This is a genomic window from Vibrio sp. CJQ_6 (genome assembly GCF_043106745.1).
GTDB classification, from domain to species: domain Bacteria; phylum Pseudomonadota; class Gammaproteobacteria; order Enterobacterales; family Vibrionaceae; genus Vibrio; species Vibrio furnissii.
In genome coordinates this window covers 515,115-530,628 of the sequence record NZ_JBICMV010000012.1, presented here as the reverse complement: position 1 = coordinate 530,628, position 15,514 = coordinate 515,115, and the positions used below count along the sequence as shown (strand labels likewise).

19 protein-coding genes and 1 pseudogene are annotated in these 15,514 nt (G+C 39.3%); 6 read left to right on the top strand and 14 right to left on the bottom strand.

Features of this window, described 5'->3' with window-relative positions:
- A partial coding sequence (locus ACF8PK_RS09495) for a DUF4113 domain-containing protein (RefSeq protein ID WP_392440954.1) occupies nucleotides 1-320 on the top strand: 320 nt, incomplete at its 5' end.
- A gap of 145 nt (nucleotides 321-465) precedes the next feature.
- Here ACF8PK_RS09495 and ACF8PK_RS09490 read toward each other — a convergent pair.
- The 3 genes from ACF8PK_RS09490 to ACF8PK_RS09480 all read right to left on the bottom strand — a co-directional run bounded on the left by ACF8PK_RS09490 (nucleotide 466) and on the right by ACF8PK_RS09480 (nucleotide 2,407).
- Nucleotides 466-1,257, bottom strand: a complete 792-nt coding sequence (locus ACF8PK_RS09490) for a hypothetical protein (protein ID WP_108693867.1) — start codon at nucleotides 1,255-1,257, stop codon at nucleotides 466-468.
- 64 nt (nucleotides 1,258-1,321) lie between these two features.
- Complete coding sequence (locus ACF8PK_RS09485; RefSeq protein ID WP_031847456.1) at nucleotides 1,322-2,203, bottom strand: hypothetical protein; 882 nt, start codon at nucleotides 2,201-2,203, stop codon at nucleotides 1,322-1,324.
- A 78-nt stretch (nucleotides 2,204-2,281) separates the two neighbouring features.
- On the bottom strand, nucleotides 2,282-2,407 hold the full coding sequence (locus tag ACF8PK_RS09480) for a hypothetical protein (protein ID WP_257878648.1): 126 nt from the start codon (nucleotides 2,405-2,407) through the stop codon (nucleotides 2,282-2,284).
- A 131-nt stretch (nucleotides 2,408-2,538) separates the two neighbouring features.
- Between ACF8PK_RS09480 and ACF8PK_RS09475 the strand changes: the two genes are divergently transcribed.
- Together ACF8PK_RS09475 and ACF8PK_RS09470 are read left to right on the top strand one after the other, a co-directional pair.
- The gene (locus tag ACF8PK_RS09475; protein ID WP_031847455.1) at nucleotides 2,539-2,946 is read left to right on the top strand and encodes a LexA family transcriptional regulator; all 408 of its coding nucleotides are present in this window, start codon (nucleotides 2,539-2,541) and stop codon (nucleotides 2,944-2,946) included.
- Nucleotides 2,946-4,201 (top strand): annotated as a pseudogene (locus tag ACF8PK_RS09470) (Y-family DNA polymerase). Before ACF8PK_RS09475 ends, ACF8PK_RS09470 begins: the two are co-directional and overlap by 1 nt.
- A 12-nt stretch (nucleotides 4,202-4,213) precedes the next feature.
- On the opposite strand, the gene ACF8PK_RS09465 reads toward ACF8PK_RS09470, so the two are convergent.
- The gene (locus ACF8PK_RS09465; protein WP_005444601.1) at nucleotides 4,214-4,606 is read right to left on the bottom strand and encodes a hypothetical protein; all 393 of its coding nucleotides are present in this window, start codon (nucleotides 4,604-4,606) and stop codon (nucleotides 4,214-4,216) included.
- On the bottom strand, nucleotides 4,603-5,025 hold the full coding sequence (locus ACF8PK_RS09460; protein ID WP_108693868.1) for an ATP-binding protein: 423 nt from the start codon (nucleotides 5,023-5,025) through the stop codon (nucleotides 4,603-4,605). Before ACF8PK_RS09460 ends, ACF8PK_RS09465 begins: the two co-directional genes overlap by 4 nt.
- Before the next feature lie 528 nt (nucleotides 5,026-5,553).
- Between ACF8PK_RS09460 and ACF8PK_RS09455 the strand changes: the two genes are divergently transcribed.
- A complete protein-coding gene (locus ACF8PK_RS09455; protein ID WP_108693869.1) occupies nucleotides 5,554-7,116 on the top strand; it encodes an SEC-C metal-binding domain-containing protein in 1,563 nt (520 codons plus the stop codon).
- A gap of 101 nt (nucleotides 7,117-7,217) precedes the next feature.
- The gene (locus ACF8PK_RS09450) at nucleotides 7,218-7,871 is read left to right on the top strand and encodes a HEPN domain-containing protein (RefSeq protein ID WP_108693870.1); all 654 of its coding nucleotides are present in this window, start codon (nucleotides 7,218-7,220) and stop codon (nucleotides 7,869-7,871) included.
- 182 nt (nucleotides 7,872-8,053) lie between these two features.
- Here ACF8PK_RS09450 and ACF8PK_RS09445 read toward each other — a convergent pair whose 3' ends face one another.
- From ACF8PK_RS09445 to ACF8PK_RS09420, 6 genes are read right to left on the bottom strand one after another with little or no spacing between them, the layout of a single operon-like run.
- A complete protein-coding gene (locus ACF8PK_RS09445) occupies nucleotides 8,054-8,317 on the bottom strand; it encodes a YkgJ family cysteine cluster protein (RefSeq protein ID WP_108693871.1) in 264 nt (87 codons plus the stop codon).
- The gene (locus tag ACF8PK_RS09440; protein ID WP_108693872.1) at nucleotides 8,317-9,750 is read right to left on the bottom strand and encodes a hypothetical protein; all 1,434 of its coding nucleotides are present in this window, start codon (nucleotides 9,748-9,750) and stop codon (nucleotides 8,317-8,319) included. Before ACF8PK_RS09440 ends, ACF8PK_RS09445 begins: the two co-directional genes overlap by 1 nt.
- 60 nt (nucleotides 9,751-9,810) lie before the next feature.
- Nucleotides 9,811-10,803 (bottom strand): hypothetical protein, encoded by a 993-nt coding sequence (locus tag ACF8PK_RS09435; protein ID WP_108693873.1) that lies wholly within the window; start codon nucleotides 10,801-10,803, stop codon nucleotides 9,811-9,813.
- Between the two features lie 2 nt (nucleotides 10,804-10,805).
- Nucleotides 10,806-11,198 (bottom strand): TerB family tellurite resistance protein, encoded by a 393-nt coding sequence (locus tag ACF8PK_RS09430; protein ID WP_102887513.1) that lies wholly within the window; start codon nucleotides 11,196-11,198, stop codon nucleotides 10,806-10,808.
- Between the two features lie 50 nt (nucleotides 11,199-11,248).
- The gene (locus tag ACF8PK_RS09425) at nucleotides 11,249-11,578 is read right to left on the bottom strand and encodes a hypothetical protein (RefSeq protein ID WP_108693874.1); all 330 of its coding nucleotides are present in this window, start codon (nucleotides 11,576-11,578) and stop codon (nucleotides 11,249-11,251) included.
- Between the two features lie 10 nt (nucleotides 11,579-11,588).
- Entirely contained in the window at nucleotides 11,589-12,563 is a 975-nt protein-coding gene (locus ACF8PK_RS09420; RefSeq protein ID WP_029831919.1) for a YafY family protein, read from the bottom strand.
- 334 nt (nucleotides 12,564-12,897) lie between these two features.
- Between ACF8PK_RS09420 and ACF8PK_RS09415 the strand changes: the two genes are divergently transcribed.
- A complete protein-coding gene (locus ACF8PK_RS09415; RefSeq protein WP_108693875.1) occupies nucleotides 12,898-13,530 on the top strand; it encodes a GGDEF domain-containing protein in 633 nt (210 codons plus the stop codon).
- A 262-nt stretch (nucleotides 13,531-13,792) separates the two neighbouring features.
- Here the strand turns inward: ACF8PK_RS09415 and ACF8PK_RS09410 are convergent, their stop codons facing one another.
- The 3 genes from ACF8PK_RS09410 to ACF8PK_RS09400 all read right to left on the bottom strand — a co-directional run bounded on the left by ACF8PK_RS09410 (nucleotide 13,793) and on the right by ACF8PK_RS09400 (nucleotide 15,425).
- Entirely contained in the window at nucleotides 13,793-14,179 is a 387-nt protein-coding gene (locus ACF8PK_RS09410) for a transcriptional regulator (RefSeq protein WP_108693876.1), read from the bottom strand.
- 124 nt (nucleotides 14,180-14,303) lie between these two features.
- Nucleotides 14,304-14,501 carry a hypothetical protein gene (locus ACF8PK_RS09405; RefSeq protein ID WP_108693877.1) on the bottom strand — a complete coding sequence of 66 codons (198 nt, stop codon included), beginning with the start codon at nucleotides 14,499-14,501 and terminating at the stop codon, nucleotides 14,304-14,306.
- A gap of 156 nt (nucleotides 14,502-14,657) precedes the next feature.
- Nucleotides 14,658-15,425, bottom strand: coding sequence for a hypothetical protein (locus tag ACF8PK_RS09400; protein ID WP_069535808.1), 768 nt, complete (start codon nucleotides 15,423-15,425; stop codon nucleotides 14,658-14,660).
- Nucleotides 15,426-15,514: the final 89 nt, after the last annotated feature.

The following is a 15,514-nucleotide window of genomic DNA, read 5'->3' as shown; positions in this document are numbered from 1 at the left end:
TACCTAAAACCGAGTTACAATGCTGGACTGAAACTACTAAGCATCCTCTAACTATCAGATCTGTTATTTCAAATGATGTAGGATTTTGTAAAATTGGTATGGAACTGGTTGACTTAGTGGGTGACCAACATGAGCAGTCCGAATTCTTTAATCTGGATCACGAATGGCCCCAAATTAATAGATGTTTAAACCAAAGATTTGGGAGTGACAACGTATTTATAGCGGCACAAGGGATATCTCAGAAGTGGTCAATGCGGCGTCAGATGTTGATGCCGCAATATACGACCCGCTGGGTCGATTTACCGAAGATCAGGTGTTAGCTATCAAACACTCAACAAATCGATGTCAGGATACACTAATCTATTGAGTTTCTTTTCAGCTTTACAATAAATCTGATCAGTAAATTTTTGCGTATTGAGGATCTTTGCGTCTGCGGCTATCGCTTCACCGCGATACACATAACCGTTAACTCCATCGACGCTCTACAACAGCAGCTATGTCATATTCGGATTCATTTTCCAAAAATGTTAACCTGCCAAAGTCTTTGCACAACGTATCGATAAAGACACTACTTTCTAATACTGTCTCTAGTGGTACAGGAACCTTTTTATCATTTGGAATACCGTCTAAGGTCAATTTGTAGCGCCCAAAAGATTGCCGCTCTTCATCGCTTAGCGATAACTTAGGTTTATGCTCAAAAACTCGGCCATACAGCCAGCACTTGATATTGCCAAGTGAGAACTCGACAAGTGGTTCCCCGAAGTAAGTGCCATCTTTTCTATCATCTGCCTTAAGCATTGAATGAATCGTTAATACCAAAGCCACACTGTATGATTTACCAGCGACCTCTATCTCAGGACATCCAAGCTCACACTCATGATCCGCGTCAGATAATTCATACCACTTATTTTTTCTAATCATTGCGGCATCAATGCTTTCTTCTCGTAAATAAGGATGGGAATGAGCAGTTCCGATGTATTGATACTCGTCTCCGAAAACTTTTGCGATGTCCTTTTTAATCAAAAGAGATTGAGAATTGAATTGAACAGAAGAACGTTTTCGCTTTGCTGATGTCTCTACTGAAACATGATGTATCGTACATTTAAATGGATGTGTTTTGTTAACGTATCCCCAAAGGTGAGCGGCAGTTTCTACAGAGATGCCCCTACTGCCTTGATGCTTTACAGCATAAGCCTCTATGCCAGCCATGATTAGCTCAAATATCGCACTTTTGCTGACTGAAATTGTCGCGGTCATTTTTACTTTGTTCCTTTTATTGACGGTTATTTGCTTAACTGAAGAATGCTAAGACACACCAGCGCTATTGAGTGAACTCTACATGTTCTTTAAGTTTGCTTTTGTAGCGCTCATAAAGCGAATCCCATACTTCTTCACTGACCATATTTAGCGGCACATATTCTTCAAAAATCACACCATGCTCATCGGGGTAGGCAAGTTCGGTATACGCATGACATGGGCCATTCGCATGAAGATCTTCCCAACATTCGATGCATTCATCTTTAAACCATTCTTTTGTGATTGGTTCAGGGATGTTATTCAATAGATGAATTAGGTTCTTAGAATCAAAGAAATTATGTTCTTCACTTTTAACATCAAACAGGTAACTAGATAGCAAAGCGATCGCTTTTCCGTCCCATAATCTGTAGCGGTGATACTGTGCCGTGTAACGCTCCTCTACTCGTTCCAGTAGATGACGCTCACACAAAGCACTTAAGTCATTATTCCTCAATGTTGGGACTTCTGGAATTGATTCAACGTCATAAAAGCGTTTATAACCAAATAAATAGCGTTGAGTCAGCTTTATCGCGATGGAATCTACCGAACCTTTAAGCGCAATATCGTTACATGGCAGTTTTTGGGAAGAATCTGCAATTTGTGTCGCTAACGTCTTAACGATGCCTGAAGCGGTTGATTTGACCTGTTCAATCAGTTTTAAGTTTAAATAGCTTAGAGCAGAGATTTTTACATCTCCATTTCGTGAAGGAACATAATGTGGAGAGGAAAGAGTATATGCAGTTGCCGTGTCTAATGATTGCAAAGCCGCGTGCTGATCTAAGTCAACGTTTAGATAGTCGCAAAACACGGCCAGTTGCTCTTTGAAATCATTCAGTAGATCAAGCCTTGTGTACTCTAGTTCTTGCAAATCTTCTCTCGAAACTTCTTGGTAATTCGTACCTGACATATTCTTAAACCTTTAACGCATTGAGTGACAACAATATATACACTATTCAAATAGAAATCTGACGATTTTGACCGAAACTTAAGTCGTTGAAGGGAGTTCAATCAAACCATTGCCCAATGCACTGCGCAAGCAGTGCTGCACCAAAGCGGCTATCGCCGCATAGAACGAATGGCAGATCTCTTTACATACTTGATTACCATACATTTATAACCTGCATTTCAGTTCGTTCGTCATGTTACTTAAACCCAAATCAGACTTGTCAGTACTTTGACCTTGCAAAATCCCACCACACACATAAAATAACTGTATGCATGTACAGTTATTTTATTGTTACTATGAACGTTATACCCATTTTCGCCCATGCAGGCATAACGGGGTTTGAAAGCCCAGCCAATGAGTACACTCAGTTAGATCTTGATCTCGACCAGCTTTTGATTGAACACCCGAGCGCAACATTTTTAGGCTATGCCTGTGGAGATTCGATGCAAGGCCTAGGCATTTTTGATAGAGATCTGCTGATTGTCGATCGCTGCTTATCAGTAAAAGATCAGGACATTATTGTCGCCAATCTAAATGGCGAGTTTGTTTGTAAGCAAATCGATATCTATCGACGTTTACTGCTTTCAGCGAATGAGCGCTATCAAGCGGTGCCTATACATGAGTTTGATCAATTCTCAGTAGAAGGGGTTGTAAGCCGCTCAATTCGCTGTCACCGCCCTAGCCCATTATTGACACAAAACTAATGTTTGCGCTGGTGGATGCTAACTCTTTCTACTGTAGTGCTGAACAAGTTTTCCGCCCTGACTGGCGCGGTAAGCCGATGATTGTCTTGCCCAACAATGACGGTTGTATTGTCGCAGCGAATCGACAGGCTAAGGAAGCTGGAATAGAGAAGTTCAAACCCTACTTTCAAGTTAAAGCACTTTGCGAACAGAAAGGGATAATCGCTCTGTCATCGAACTATGAGCTGTACGCGGATTTATCTGCCAAAATGATGCAGGTTATTGGCCGCTTTGCGCCCGAGCAACACATCTACAGCATTGATGAATCTTTCCTCTCTTTTGAGCGTTCTTATCCCGCCATTAAGTGCTTTAGAGAGCAAGGCATGCTCTTACGACGCGCCGTTTGGCGTGAGTGTCGTTTACCTGTTTGTGTAGGGTTTGGGCCAACACTAACCCTTGCCAAGGTCGCCAATCATGCTGCGAAAAAAATAGAAGGGTATAATGGAGTATGTGTCTTAGATAACGAACGAGAGCGTAAAGCGATTTTGGGTCAGTTATCCGTTGGCGATGTGTGGGGAATCGGTCGAAAAATCACCCGTCGTTTAGAATTGATGGGGATTAATACAGCGCTCAAGCTTGCTAATTATCCCCCGCACTGATTAGAAAAGAGTTTAACGTCAAAGTGGAGCGTACAGTGCGTGAACTCAATGGGCAAAAATGCAAGGGCTGGGATACGGCTAGAGCGGATAAAAAGCAAATATTCTCTACTCGCAGTGCAGGACAGAGAATTACTGATCTGGAGTCGTTGCAGCAAGCGTTGTGCAAGCACGCCAATATTGCTTCCTTTAAGGCTCGAAAGCAAAAGTCCTTGTGTCGAGTAATGCTTTGTTTCGCTAACAGCTCACCGTTTGATGCGATTCCAATAGCACGTAGAGCGATTCACCGATTCGCCTACCCCACAGCCGATGTGATCCAGATAACTCAAGCTGCCTCTCGACTGGCTGAGCAGTTATTTCAACAGGATGTGAGGTTTTATAAAATTGGCGTTGGGCTGATTGACTTAGTTGACGGGCAGAATGAGCAGCCCGATCTGTTTAACCTGACTCCGAATAATCCTAAGCTTATGAATGTGTATGACACATTAAACAATCGATTTGGGAGTGAGACTGTATTTTTAGCGGTACAAGGGATATCTCAGAAGTGGTCAATGCGGCGTCAGATGTTAACGCCGCAATATACGACACGATGGGTCGATTTACCGAAGATCAGGTGCTAGCTATCTCATAATCTACAATTCGATGTCACGATACACTAGTCTATTGAGTTCCTTTTCAGCTTTACAATAGATCTGATCAGTAAATTTTTGCGTATTGAGGATCTTTGCGTCCGTTGCTATCGCTTCACCGCGATACACGTTGATCAATTTCCACACGGTTTTACCGCGTTCAACTTCAACAAAAGTTGCATATGGTATGCCTCGGTATGAACCCGCAACTTTTGTATAAACTGTAACCAACACTTGAATACCTACCTGATCCTTTTTAAATAGATAAGTATCTAAAGTCTGTTGCACTTCGTTGAGTATTGTATAGACACCTTCGCTAGTTAATTCTCTAGCACGTGAACTTTTTTGCACTGATTTGAGCGCTTCATCTAAACCCTTAATTTTTATTGAACTCATTGTGACGCCTCCATTGCAGGTGAAGACATCAACGCAGGATTTAACTTCTCAAACTGTTTACGCATTCGAGCAATGACAACATCAGTTACACCATGAATATTTTGGTATTTCCCATTTATCTCAATGACTTCAAATGATACATTCATCTCATCTGCAAGTGATTTGTAAAATGACATTTCCCAGTTTTTTACGAATGTGTTTGCAACCACGACGTCAAATCCTGCACGAAGTAAGCGCTTCGTTTCGAGTTGACACCATGCGTGAGCAGTTTTGATTAGTGCGGGGTCGTATTGGTAATTATCGTTTTTATCGATAAAAAAATGATCAGCTTCAACTAAGATAGCATCGAGAGTTTTTGCATATGTAGACTTTCCAGAACCTGGTAATCCACGCACGAGAGTAAGTGTTTGCTTGGCCATTTTGGCGTTTCCTTTTATTAAAAAATAATTCCCTCCTCTCACCGATAAGGTGATGAATTCTTTGATATTGTTTAATTTATTTAACTCAATCTTTATACAAATTGAGATAGAGAGTGTTCAAGCTTATTAAAACGTATAAAAACCTTTTCGTCAATGATTTATTTCAACTAAAACAGTAGGTTATTGACTTATGATTCAATTTATATCTAATAGAAATAAAGAATCGGTTTTACCCCTTATCAGGGGTAAACGACAGGCTACCCCCGACAAGGGGTAAAGATGGTTTGTTGACTATGAATCAAACATCGTTTTATGCACTGCGAATGCAGTGCTGATTGCGAGCGGCTAAAGCCGCAGGGGTCGAAGTTTAGCAATTCCGATTAACACATCTATTATCAGAAATGCCCAGAAATTACGGCAAACCAGTTGAACCAAATCACACTCTATGCAACCAGATCTAGTTGTGGAAATAATAATAGTGCTATTGTAATTACAATAGTTACAAAGAATTCAAAATGAGTATCGATAGTGAAATCAATAAGTGATGTGGAGTTGATATCTTCCTTTAGTGATGAACCCAATTTATACCATATTTACCAAAAAGCGATAGAAAGCATGAACATTAACCCTGAGTTTTCCATTTTAAAATTCAGGCAGCTTTTGGAACGGATGATTATTTATTTATATGAAAGAGAAGACCGTCATATTGCAGGTTTTGATAATTTAAAGTCAGTAGACAGAATCAATACGCTCTTCGATGAAGGGATAATATCATTCAACCAAAAAGATAGCGCACACAGTATAAGGATTTCCGCCAATAGACATGTACATAGGGAAAATCATTCAGTAGATATTGATGATATAATTAGTTCCGACTGCAAAAATATAAGGAAAGAAGTAATAAATATTTTGCGTGAGCATTATGAAATGGAACATAAAATTCCTTATGGAAAGCTAAGTGTGTTATTCGAAAAAATAGACGACATAGATGTAAGTGAGCTAATTTATAATGGGATTTTTTCAGATAACTACTCATCCACTCTAGAAGCAGCGATATATTGCGAGTCATATTACAAAAAAAAGCTATGTAAACATACAACCACAGAGTCACTGCATAACCACAAGGAATGGGTATTTGAAGAAACAATGCCAGATACCATTTTATCACTATACAAATCTGCTGTTTTTAAATCATCAACCTTAAATAAACACTGCGTTGATATAGCTAAAGAATATCCTAGTCATGAGGCATTAGATAGTTCAGACCCAGAATGTCTTTATAGATACGCTATGTTTTTACTTGAATATTACGATAAAGAAACTCTTGTACCAAGATTGAATGAAACTACGCCTTTGGATTTATTAAAAACCGCTGCTTATAATGGTTCACTAGACGCAGAATCAAAACTAGGTGAGTTAGAAATTGAAGATGGGCATATTGAGAGAGGATTAGAAACCCTCAATTTTTGCATGAGCAAAGGTTCTATCTCGGCAATATTAGCATTAGCTCAATTCTATGAAGACAATAACATTGATAAAGCAATGTATCTCTACGAAAAAGCATTTAATGAGGGAGTACCAGATGCGTTGGCACACTTATCATTACTTAAAGCCAAACACAGTATTGGAAACAAAAAAGATTGTTATCAGATTCTGGAAAAGGCAAGGGATGAAGGTAGCCTTCTCGCACAGTCAATGCTTCATAAAATAGAGAGTGGCATCATATTTCCTTTGCAATTTATGACTCCAGAAGAGCTGATTGAAGACCTTAGGAAGTTTCTAGAGAAATTAGCCCACTACAAAATCAATGTTAAGGAATTTTTTTCCAAATTGCAAAATCACACGGAATTTGATGACGTTTTAACAGAGTTGAAGTTAATATATTTTGGATTTAACCATAATGATGATGAATTGAAATACTTTGCCTCAAGGATTCCATACTACTCTCAATTACAAATCTTCAAACAGGATTATGATGATGCAAATAAAAAACCTAGCCATCCACTAAATAAAGTCAAGATCGGAGTTAACGAACAGTGCCCATGTGGTTCAGGTAAAAAGTATAAAAAATGTTGTAGAATGTTACATTGAACTTTATCTTATAAATAAATGGAATTTCAATTTTTGGTACAGTTATGAATCGTTGAGCTTTATCGACTGTACGACCTGTTCATATAATAAATGAGATAGAAATGCTTAATTTCGATGTGTTAAAAAAACGCCACCGCAATGAACGAGGACAGTACTCACAAGCACTTTCAACTAGAGTACACAGAGCGCTGAGTTGGCTAAAGAAAGCAGAGTCATGCGATGATGATGACTCTAAATTTACTTTCCTCTGGATTGCTTTTAACTCTGCTTATGCGCAAGAGTTCGAACAGAAAGCGAGCTACGGAGAACGCGGGTTATATCAAGAGTTCTTGACGCGTCTTGTGGCTCTGGATTCTGAAAATTTGCTGTCAAACATTGTCTGGCACAATTACTCTGGGGCGATAAGAGCAGTTTTAGATAACGAGTTTATTCTAGAAAGTTATTGGCAATTCCATTCTGGCCGTATCACTGAAGAGCAATGGAAAGACGCTCAGAGTAAAGCAAAAATCATAGCTAACACAGCCCTGGGGCATAACAACACAGCATTAGTACTAGCGGTTGTATTTTCTCGCTTATACACGTTACGTAACCAAATCATCCATGGTGGAGCGACATTTGGCAGTTCAGCGAATCGAAAGCAGTTACGAGACTGTACTGTTCTGCTAGAAAAGATACTACCAGTAATCATTAAGATTATGATGGACAGCAGTAACGAGTTATGGGGTGAGCCTGTATATCCGCTAATAGAAAAATAATGCTCAACAGAAACGACAACTTGATGCGTTCAGTGTGCCTAGCTTGTTAGAATTAAGTCTCGGTTATAAAATGGATATCCTCCTCCAAAAGTTCTCATGAAGCAAGCCACTTGGTCCGCTTCTAGTCCAAATACTGATGAGATACACATCGTTATCGTTACTAGATGGAAGATTCTCAGAGATTACTTTCTCTCAGGAAGCGCTGCACATATCTCTAAATTTAGTTCGACAAAGTGGTCCCAGGCATACTGGTTTGAAAACCGAGACAGATACTGTAATTCGACCCGACAAATATCTGGCCTATCTTCATAGATAGAACAGAGCTTTGTATCTAAATCGAGATGCTTACAGCACCCATCTCCCCTATCAAGAAACTTCGTTTCATCAGAGAGATGGACGTTAGAACAGCATTTACCACATTGATAGCAAGGGAATGAGTAGCTCATCAGAATTTAAATGAATCCTCTGAGCACATCATTTGATCAAATTCTTCAAAAGATTTGTATGGTAAAACAGAACCAAATTGATCACTTATCGTATTCAATGCTTCTAAACATTGATTTGGTTCCCAATCATTCACTCCCAGATCAAATGAATCAAATGCAGACATGAATAATTGTTTTCTTAATTCAAAATGCTGATCAAGTTGCTGCTGAAGTGCTAAACGATTTTGTCGAATTTGAGGAACAGCTGCAAGGCAAAGAGCTTGTATCTGACGTCTTCTCTCTTTCGCAATTTTCACTAATTGACTATCACCCAGAGCTACTAGACCTGATTGATGGATCAAATTGCCAATCATATATCCGACGCCAGCCCCGACAATGGAACCAACGACTGGGATAGGAATCATAACTTGACCAAGGGCACCATAATAGAATGACGCTGAACTGGTTATTGCGGTATGTGTAATTTCATCACTAAGTTGCTCTAGCTCTATGTCTCCTTTTAGGTAACTAATCATCGACTTACTAGAACTAATAATCCCTGATGCAATTGCGACTGGGGCATTGCTTCTTGCTAACGCTTTTGATACTCCAGCACCTAAAAAATGCGTCGCAGAGTGTGTTATACCTTTACTTAATGCTGTTACTGTATAACCAGTCGCATAACCTTTTGCTGTCGATATTGCAATATTTACTGTTGCTTCTCCTAGCTCACGCTCACCGTTATAAACTTGATAAAACTCTGTCACGCTACTGGTCGCCCCACTCAATGCTGCGCCTATGTTACCAGCCCTTTTCCCTGACTCATGCATATCAGCAAAGGCTGCTTCCAGTTTAGATTGATTAGCGATGACTTCTGCAACATTGGCATCGGTGGCCTTTAGCGCCTCATCATAAGTTGTGCCAGCAGATCTTACATTTCCATACTCAAGTGATTCCGTCAGGTTTCTATAAGTTTGCTCGTAGTCTTCGGCCTTAAGGGTTCCTGCTTCAATCCTCTTCTCAAGCAATTCTTTAATTTTTTCAACTTGGTCTTGAGGTGCCAATCTTTGCATTTCTTGGTATTTTTCATTGGACAATGCGAATGCACTGCGTGCAGCACTGTTACAGGATTTTGCTTGCACTTCCCTCAAGGTCTCCTTGCCGTTGGAAATGATGATGTCAACAGGATCTGTTGGAAAGCCCATACTTGCTGTAGTCTCGGCGAAAAGTTCACTATCTTTTTTCAGTGCATCCAAGTTAAATTTTATGACTTCAAGCTGTTCGAACATATGGCCTTGAGCCTTATCAGCAGCGACATTCTTCCATTTTTGAGCGAGTTCAACTAGATGTTCACTATCTTCAAAAATATTGAATGTTCTCTCTGTAAATCTCGTTGTAGCAGCATCTGCTGTGTATCCACCCAGAATGGACACAAAATCATCTTGTTTTTTCATGATTGGGAAGCCTTGGATTTAACAAGTAGGAAGGCTTTACTGCCTTCCTATTTCGTTGCATTACGCAATAATTTTTTTGGTTTCTTCCAACACCTTGCGAGACTCTGGTGTTAGCGTACCCTCCTTGTCTATGATAGGAGCTTCCAGCAAGTTCTTTAAAACTTTTGCAGTAGACGCTGCGATCATTACACCCTTACGATCTTCTTCGGAGTACGTACTATAGTTTGTATTTGATTCTACCAACTCGTTTAATGATTGGAGTAATGGCTGGAATCTAAGTTCTAAGCTACGTAAAACTTTGGTAATTTCTTCAAACCTCAAGCGTATGCCACTTGCCGCAACCCTCGCCTCTTTCATCTGCTCTGAGGCCAACTCAGCCTTATCAAGATTGCCATATGCATCTTCTTTAGCAGCCTCCGCTTTAGAAGCCATCATCATTCCGCCAACAGCGAGTACAGGCCCTGCGACAACACCACCTAAAACCATCATGCCACCTGCCATACCGTACCCCCCCGCAGCGAGTGAGCCGCCCCCTAACCACGCTAGGGTAGCGTTAGTCGCTGCTGCACCACTTAATGTGCCTATGGCAGTACCTGTTGAAGCCGTCCCTAAAACACCGACGCCACCGTAAGCAGCTAAGCCAGCAAGTCCACCACTACCAAGAGCCGTGATTCCACCTGAAAGAACACCTTTTATCTCTAAGACGCTACTTTTCATTCGAGCAAGCTCTCCAGCACTCATCACTGGCAAATTTGTCGCGTCATCTAGGTTATTGTCCTCAAAGGAAACATTTTTTATTTTTGAAAAAACATCAACAAACGGAATGATCGACTCATTGTAAATTTTGTATTTTGCTTGACCTAAGTGTTCCATCGTTTTTTGAGTTAACTCACGCTCCTCTTCTAGCTCGGATTTTGCCTCGTCAAACATGCTCTGCGCACGTCTATTGACCCTTTTTGCAGTGTCAAAGTCATCTTTTGCATCGATACCTTTTTTCACACCATATCCACCCGCTACAATAGCCGCACCTGCTAATATAAATGGTAAAGGCATCGTTACATCTCCATGAATAGGTTGGCTTCTTTAACAAGAATCATTTGACGTTTAACCCAGTTTTCCATGTCAGTGAGCAGACTAGGCGAAATATTGAGAACTTCTGCTAAGTGCCCAATAACAGCCTTCTCACTGTCTTGATAAGTTTCATCTGCATAAGCAACACCAATGAGTTCCAGCATAAACGCCACTTTTTGATGCTGAAGCTCAAATAAACTTCCTAGTTCGTCTAATTCGGGTTTACTATCAAAATTCACGTTGACATCACACTGAGAGCGAATCGTTTCCAACATAAGCTCTTCTTTTTCGTCGATATGTCCATCGACAGAGATAATTTTTTTTGCAAAAGCAATCAATGTTGCCTGTTGTTCATTGTTCAAATGCTGAATAAACATATTTGTCCTTTCTTAAAATGCGATTTAGCAGGGTAATTGAGAATTTTTAACTAACGCTGTAGGTTATCTATTGCTCTCATAAGAGTTCGTGCTTGAGAACTGTCATCTAAACTAACCTTTTCACGTAAACGAATTAGTTGTCTTTTTGCATCTAGATCTTGGCTAAACAAGCTATGGTCTTGAAGAGCTGCAATAGCTAATGCTCGCTTCAAGGAGTTTTGCGACTCTTGCTTGTTGTTTTGATGATAATAATCTAATACACGGTCGCGCGGAGCTTTAGAAATCTTTCCCCAATGTTCCAATGTGCTTTTAGTTGCAGCATCGCCAGCAGCTTTTACGGCCGCTTTGCCTGCACTTACCAATGAATCAAAAAAGCCCATCTTTCTCTCCTTATGTTAATGTTTCATATTCGTGGTCAGTAATACCTACATCCCATATCAAGTTACCAAACCCATTAAGCCACCTATCCAATTGCTTTGACTTTATGACAGTCGCTGTCACAACAAAATAGTCTGGATGTTCTTCGAGCGTTTGGTCACTCGATAATGGCGTTTCTTTTAGATAAAAACCTGTTTGTTTAGCGATGCAAAATCGAATCGAACACTTGTCACCTTCACCAAAGCCAAAGCGCCCATCCGTATAATATTGACTGAGCTTAAACTCTTTTGGTCTCTCAAACTCAAATGTTGAGACTGTGGCTTTCTTAATGCGGTGGATAGCAATCGTTCGTTCGTTGTCATACCCATCAAAACGGCAAACTAGATATAAACGCTGACCTTGCTGCGCTAATCCGAGCGGCATCACCATTGATGATTTTTGTGTTTGGCTTGCGTTTACGTAGTCAATGGTGAGATAACGATTGTGATACAGAGCATCACTTACTTTCCTGAAAACCAAACTGTCTATTTTCGGCGGTAACAGTGGCAATGTCTCACTAACCACCGCTACCTTTTTAAGCCATTCACGATCTTTGGTACTTCCAGAGGTCGGATTCAATTGGTATTTCGCTTCTTGAAAAAAACCATCCAATGAAGAAGTAAGGTTTGCAGGTAATAAGTACTTAAGATGCTCTTGAGCTAAACTGAGTAGCAAGGCATCAACGGACGATAATTTTGGTAAAGATAAACTCTCGGAACCCTTGTTCCAGCGATAACCATAAGGCTTTGTTCGATCATCTCGCAAAATATCAAAATGATCACAAAGCATTTCAAGGCTTCTTTGTACAGACCTAAGATCTCGAAGAATCCCAACTTCTTCTAACTGGCAGTGTAGTTCACGTGCCGTCACCTGATGTGATCTGGGTATGCGCTTTAGCAATTCAAACGCGATAACTAGAGATTCGTTAGTGCTCGATCGTTTAGCCATACTTGTTTTTGCCCAACTGCTCAAAATTAATTGCTTATTTAAAACACAACAAAGGTTTTAGAAATACATTATTGCCGTGTCATTCTTTTTAATGAATTACTTATACATCAATATGCAACTTATGGGTAAGCACTAAGTAACACACATATCTAATAAGTTCACTATAACGTGCGATTAGTCAAATTGTGTCGCACCAAATCGTATACAAAACAACCACCTTGAGTAATAGAGCAAATTCAACGCACAGCAAATCTCTTGTCCTATGTGACACATAATGTCGTACTTGGGTTTAAGATCACCTCTATTAAGGACACTTTTAACATCGGAGTGCACAATGTCTGTTAACACGTATGATAAAAATCTCTCTGCTGAAACCGCTGATATCAGCCCAATTACTAAGGTGACATGGCAGGATCTCATCAACCAGATTCGTTTCTTAGAAGATGAGAATAAGAGCCTCAGAGAAAAGGTGTACTCCTTAGAAACTCAGGTTCGAATAGACAGCCTAACTAAAGTTGAAACTCGTGAATATGGGATGTCATACCTAGAAATGTCTTTAAAAAATGAACAATTGAACTCACTAGGGCTGGTCTTCATAGATGTCGATCATCTTAAAATAATCAACGATACAGAAGGACATGTGGTTGGGGATGATGTTTTGTCTTATGTGGGTAGTGCACTAAAAAAATTCAAGAAACCTTACGAATCTATCTCACGATATGGCGGCGACGAGTTCCTTGCAATATTGCCAAATGTATCACGTCAAGAATTAGATGATTGGTGTACACGAGTTCACGAAACCCTAGAACGACAACAGGGGACATATACACGCCCATCGCCTCCCATTACAGTCTCTACTGGATGTCATGTATACAACATGAAAGGGCCAGAGAAACTTACATCGAAACAACTACTCAATCTAGTGGACCTAGATATGTATCAAAAGAAAAATCTTCGTTTTCGTTAACGAACCACACAAAAACCAGGAACTCTTTAGGTAAACGTTGAATGTGGACCAGGAAGCAAACATTGGCAATGCACTGCGAGAGCTGTGCTGATTGGAAGTGGCTTTAGACCCTATGACTGCCCCTAGTTAAAAGTCGATACGCAACGCTCAATGTGAACAACGGAGAGTTCAGCGCAATCAAGTGGCAGGAATTTTTCTTAGAACTAACTTGCTATACCGATATCAATTGTTCGTTATAAGCAAAAAGCATTGACTACTTGTTTTAAAAATTAAAGGATCTGTGAAGTTGTGCTTCCAGCTCCTTGCCCATTAGGATCTCAAAAGAGGTATACATTGCAGTAAGACGCACTTCGTTTCTACATATCTCAATACGAGAAAAACCTTTAGATGTAAGTTTCTCAATAGAAACCTCAAGCTCTTCGACACTGCGACCTGTTATCTCAGATAACTTCCCTACACTATTTGGCCTCTCATAAGCCATCATATTCAAGAGCTTAATATTATCGTTAGTTAAAACCTGTGACAGCTCTGTTAAAGATGCAAACCAGAATTGAGGCATATATTCCACATGGTTTAATTTACCAGCTGCAACATCCAATATATACTTGCGAACGAGTTCTTCCGAGGCGATTCCGATTCTAGCTTTCATAAATTATCCATGTTAAAAAAATATAATAACTTCCTTTAACTGAGAGGAAAAACAGTGATAATTATGATAAATTACAGTAGATTTATCAAACCTCAATATCAAATTTCTTTAAACCACGCTCTCATCATTCGCTACTTTGATGAAGCGCAATAATCTTAAAAACATCAGCAGTAATATTAATTGCTTTAGTGCCTGATGGTATATCCATCTTATCTTGATATTGTACCCAAACTTCACCGTTTTTTGAAACTCGGATCATTGCAAATGTTTCAGCAAGAAAGGACTTATTGACGCCAAGCTGCTCATGAATATCATCCTTCATAATCATCCCTATTACATGTCGGTAGAAAATATGATTGAATACTAATCCATGATGTTCAGGAAAACAATAGTATTCATCCGTTAGATTACAAAATGTACACTTGCATATAATATGAAAAGCCAGATCGTTGATCTGGCAGATATCAATGAGGTTTTATTAAAGACTGGAACACAAAGACTCTAATATCTTTCTTTCAGTGCTTAATTTTTTAACTCTATTACCAGTTTCAAAACCGTCTATTTTACTCATGTGTTTAACAAAACGATCAGCATTTGCTTTACTTGAAATTTTAAAGTTAGATAAATTATTGTAGTTTTTAATTTTATCAGTCAATTTTTTATCATAGAAAAGCATATTCTGAAAAAGAATATCAGGCATAACGTATGCGTCTAATACTTGTTTAATTCTGTACATTGATTGATACAGATCTTGTGCTTCTACTGCAGTCAAAATACCATCTAAAGCAAGCTTTTCAACAATATCTGCTACGTCATGCACTGGCTTTGATATCTTTGCCGCCTCTTTCTTAATTCCCGCTCTGTCAATCTCGAAGTAACCACGGCATTCATTCACTTTTGCTTTTTGATATATTCCGTAATAGTATTTATGCTTAGCTAAAAATTTCTCATATGCACCTCGAGTAATCTCGAACTCCCCCGACTTCACACATTCAGAAGCATTGTTAGTTACAAATTCTTCAAATGTATACTTGGGGTACTCATCAATACGTTTTTGAGCAACATTAATCACCATTGTCATTGGAGGTCTATTTCTAGAATCTTCATTATTTATCTTTATATTTAATCGAAGATAAAGAGTCATACCTTTTCTATGTCGGTATGGCGTATAATACATACCATCATTATTTTTGTTATATCTTTCTTTATCGACTGCTACATTAATTGCATCTGCGTTGTTGGCCATAATTAAAACCTTATCATTTATTTTTATCTTTTAATATAAGATACCAGTTGAATTAATATAAGTAAAGAAACTAAAATTTGCCAAAAATA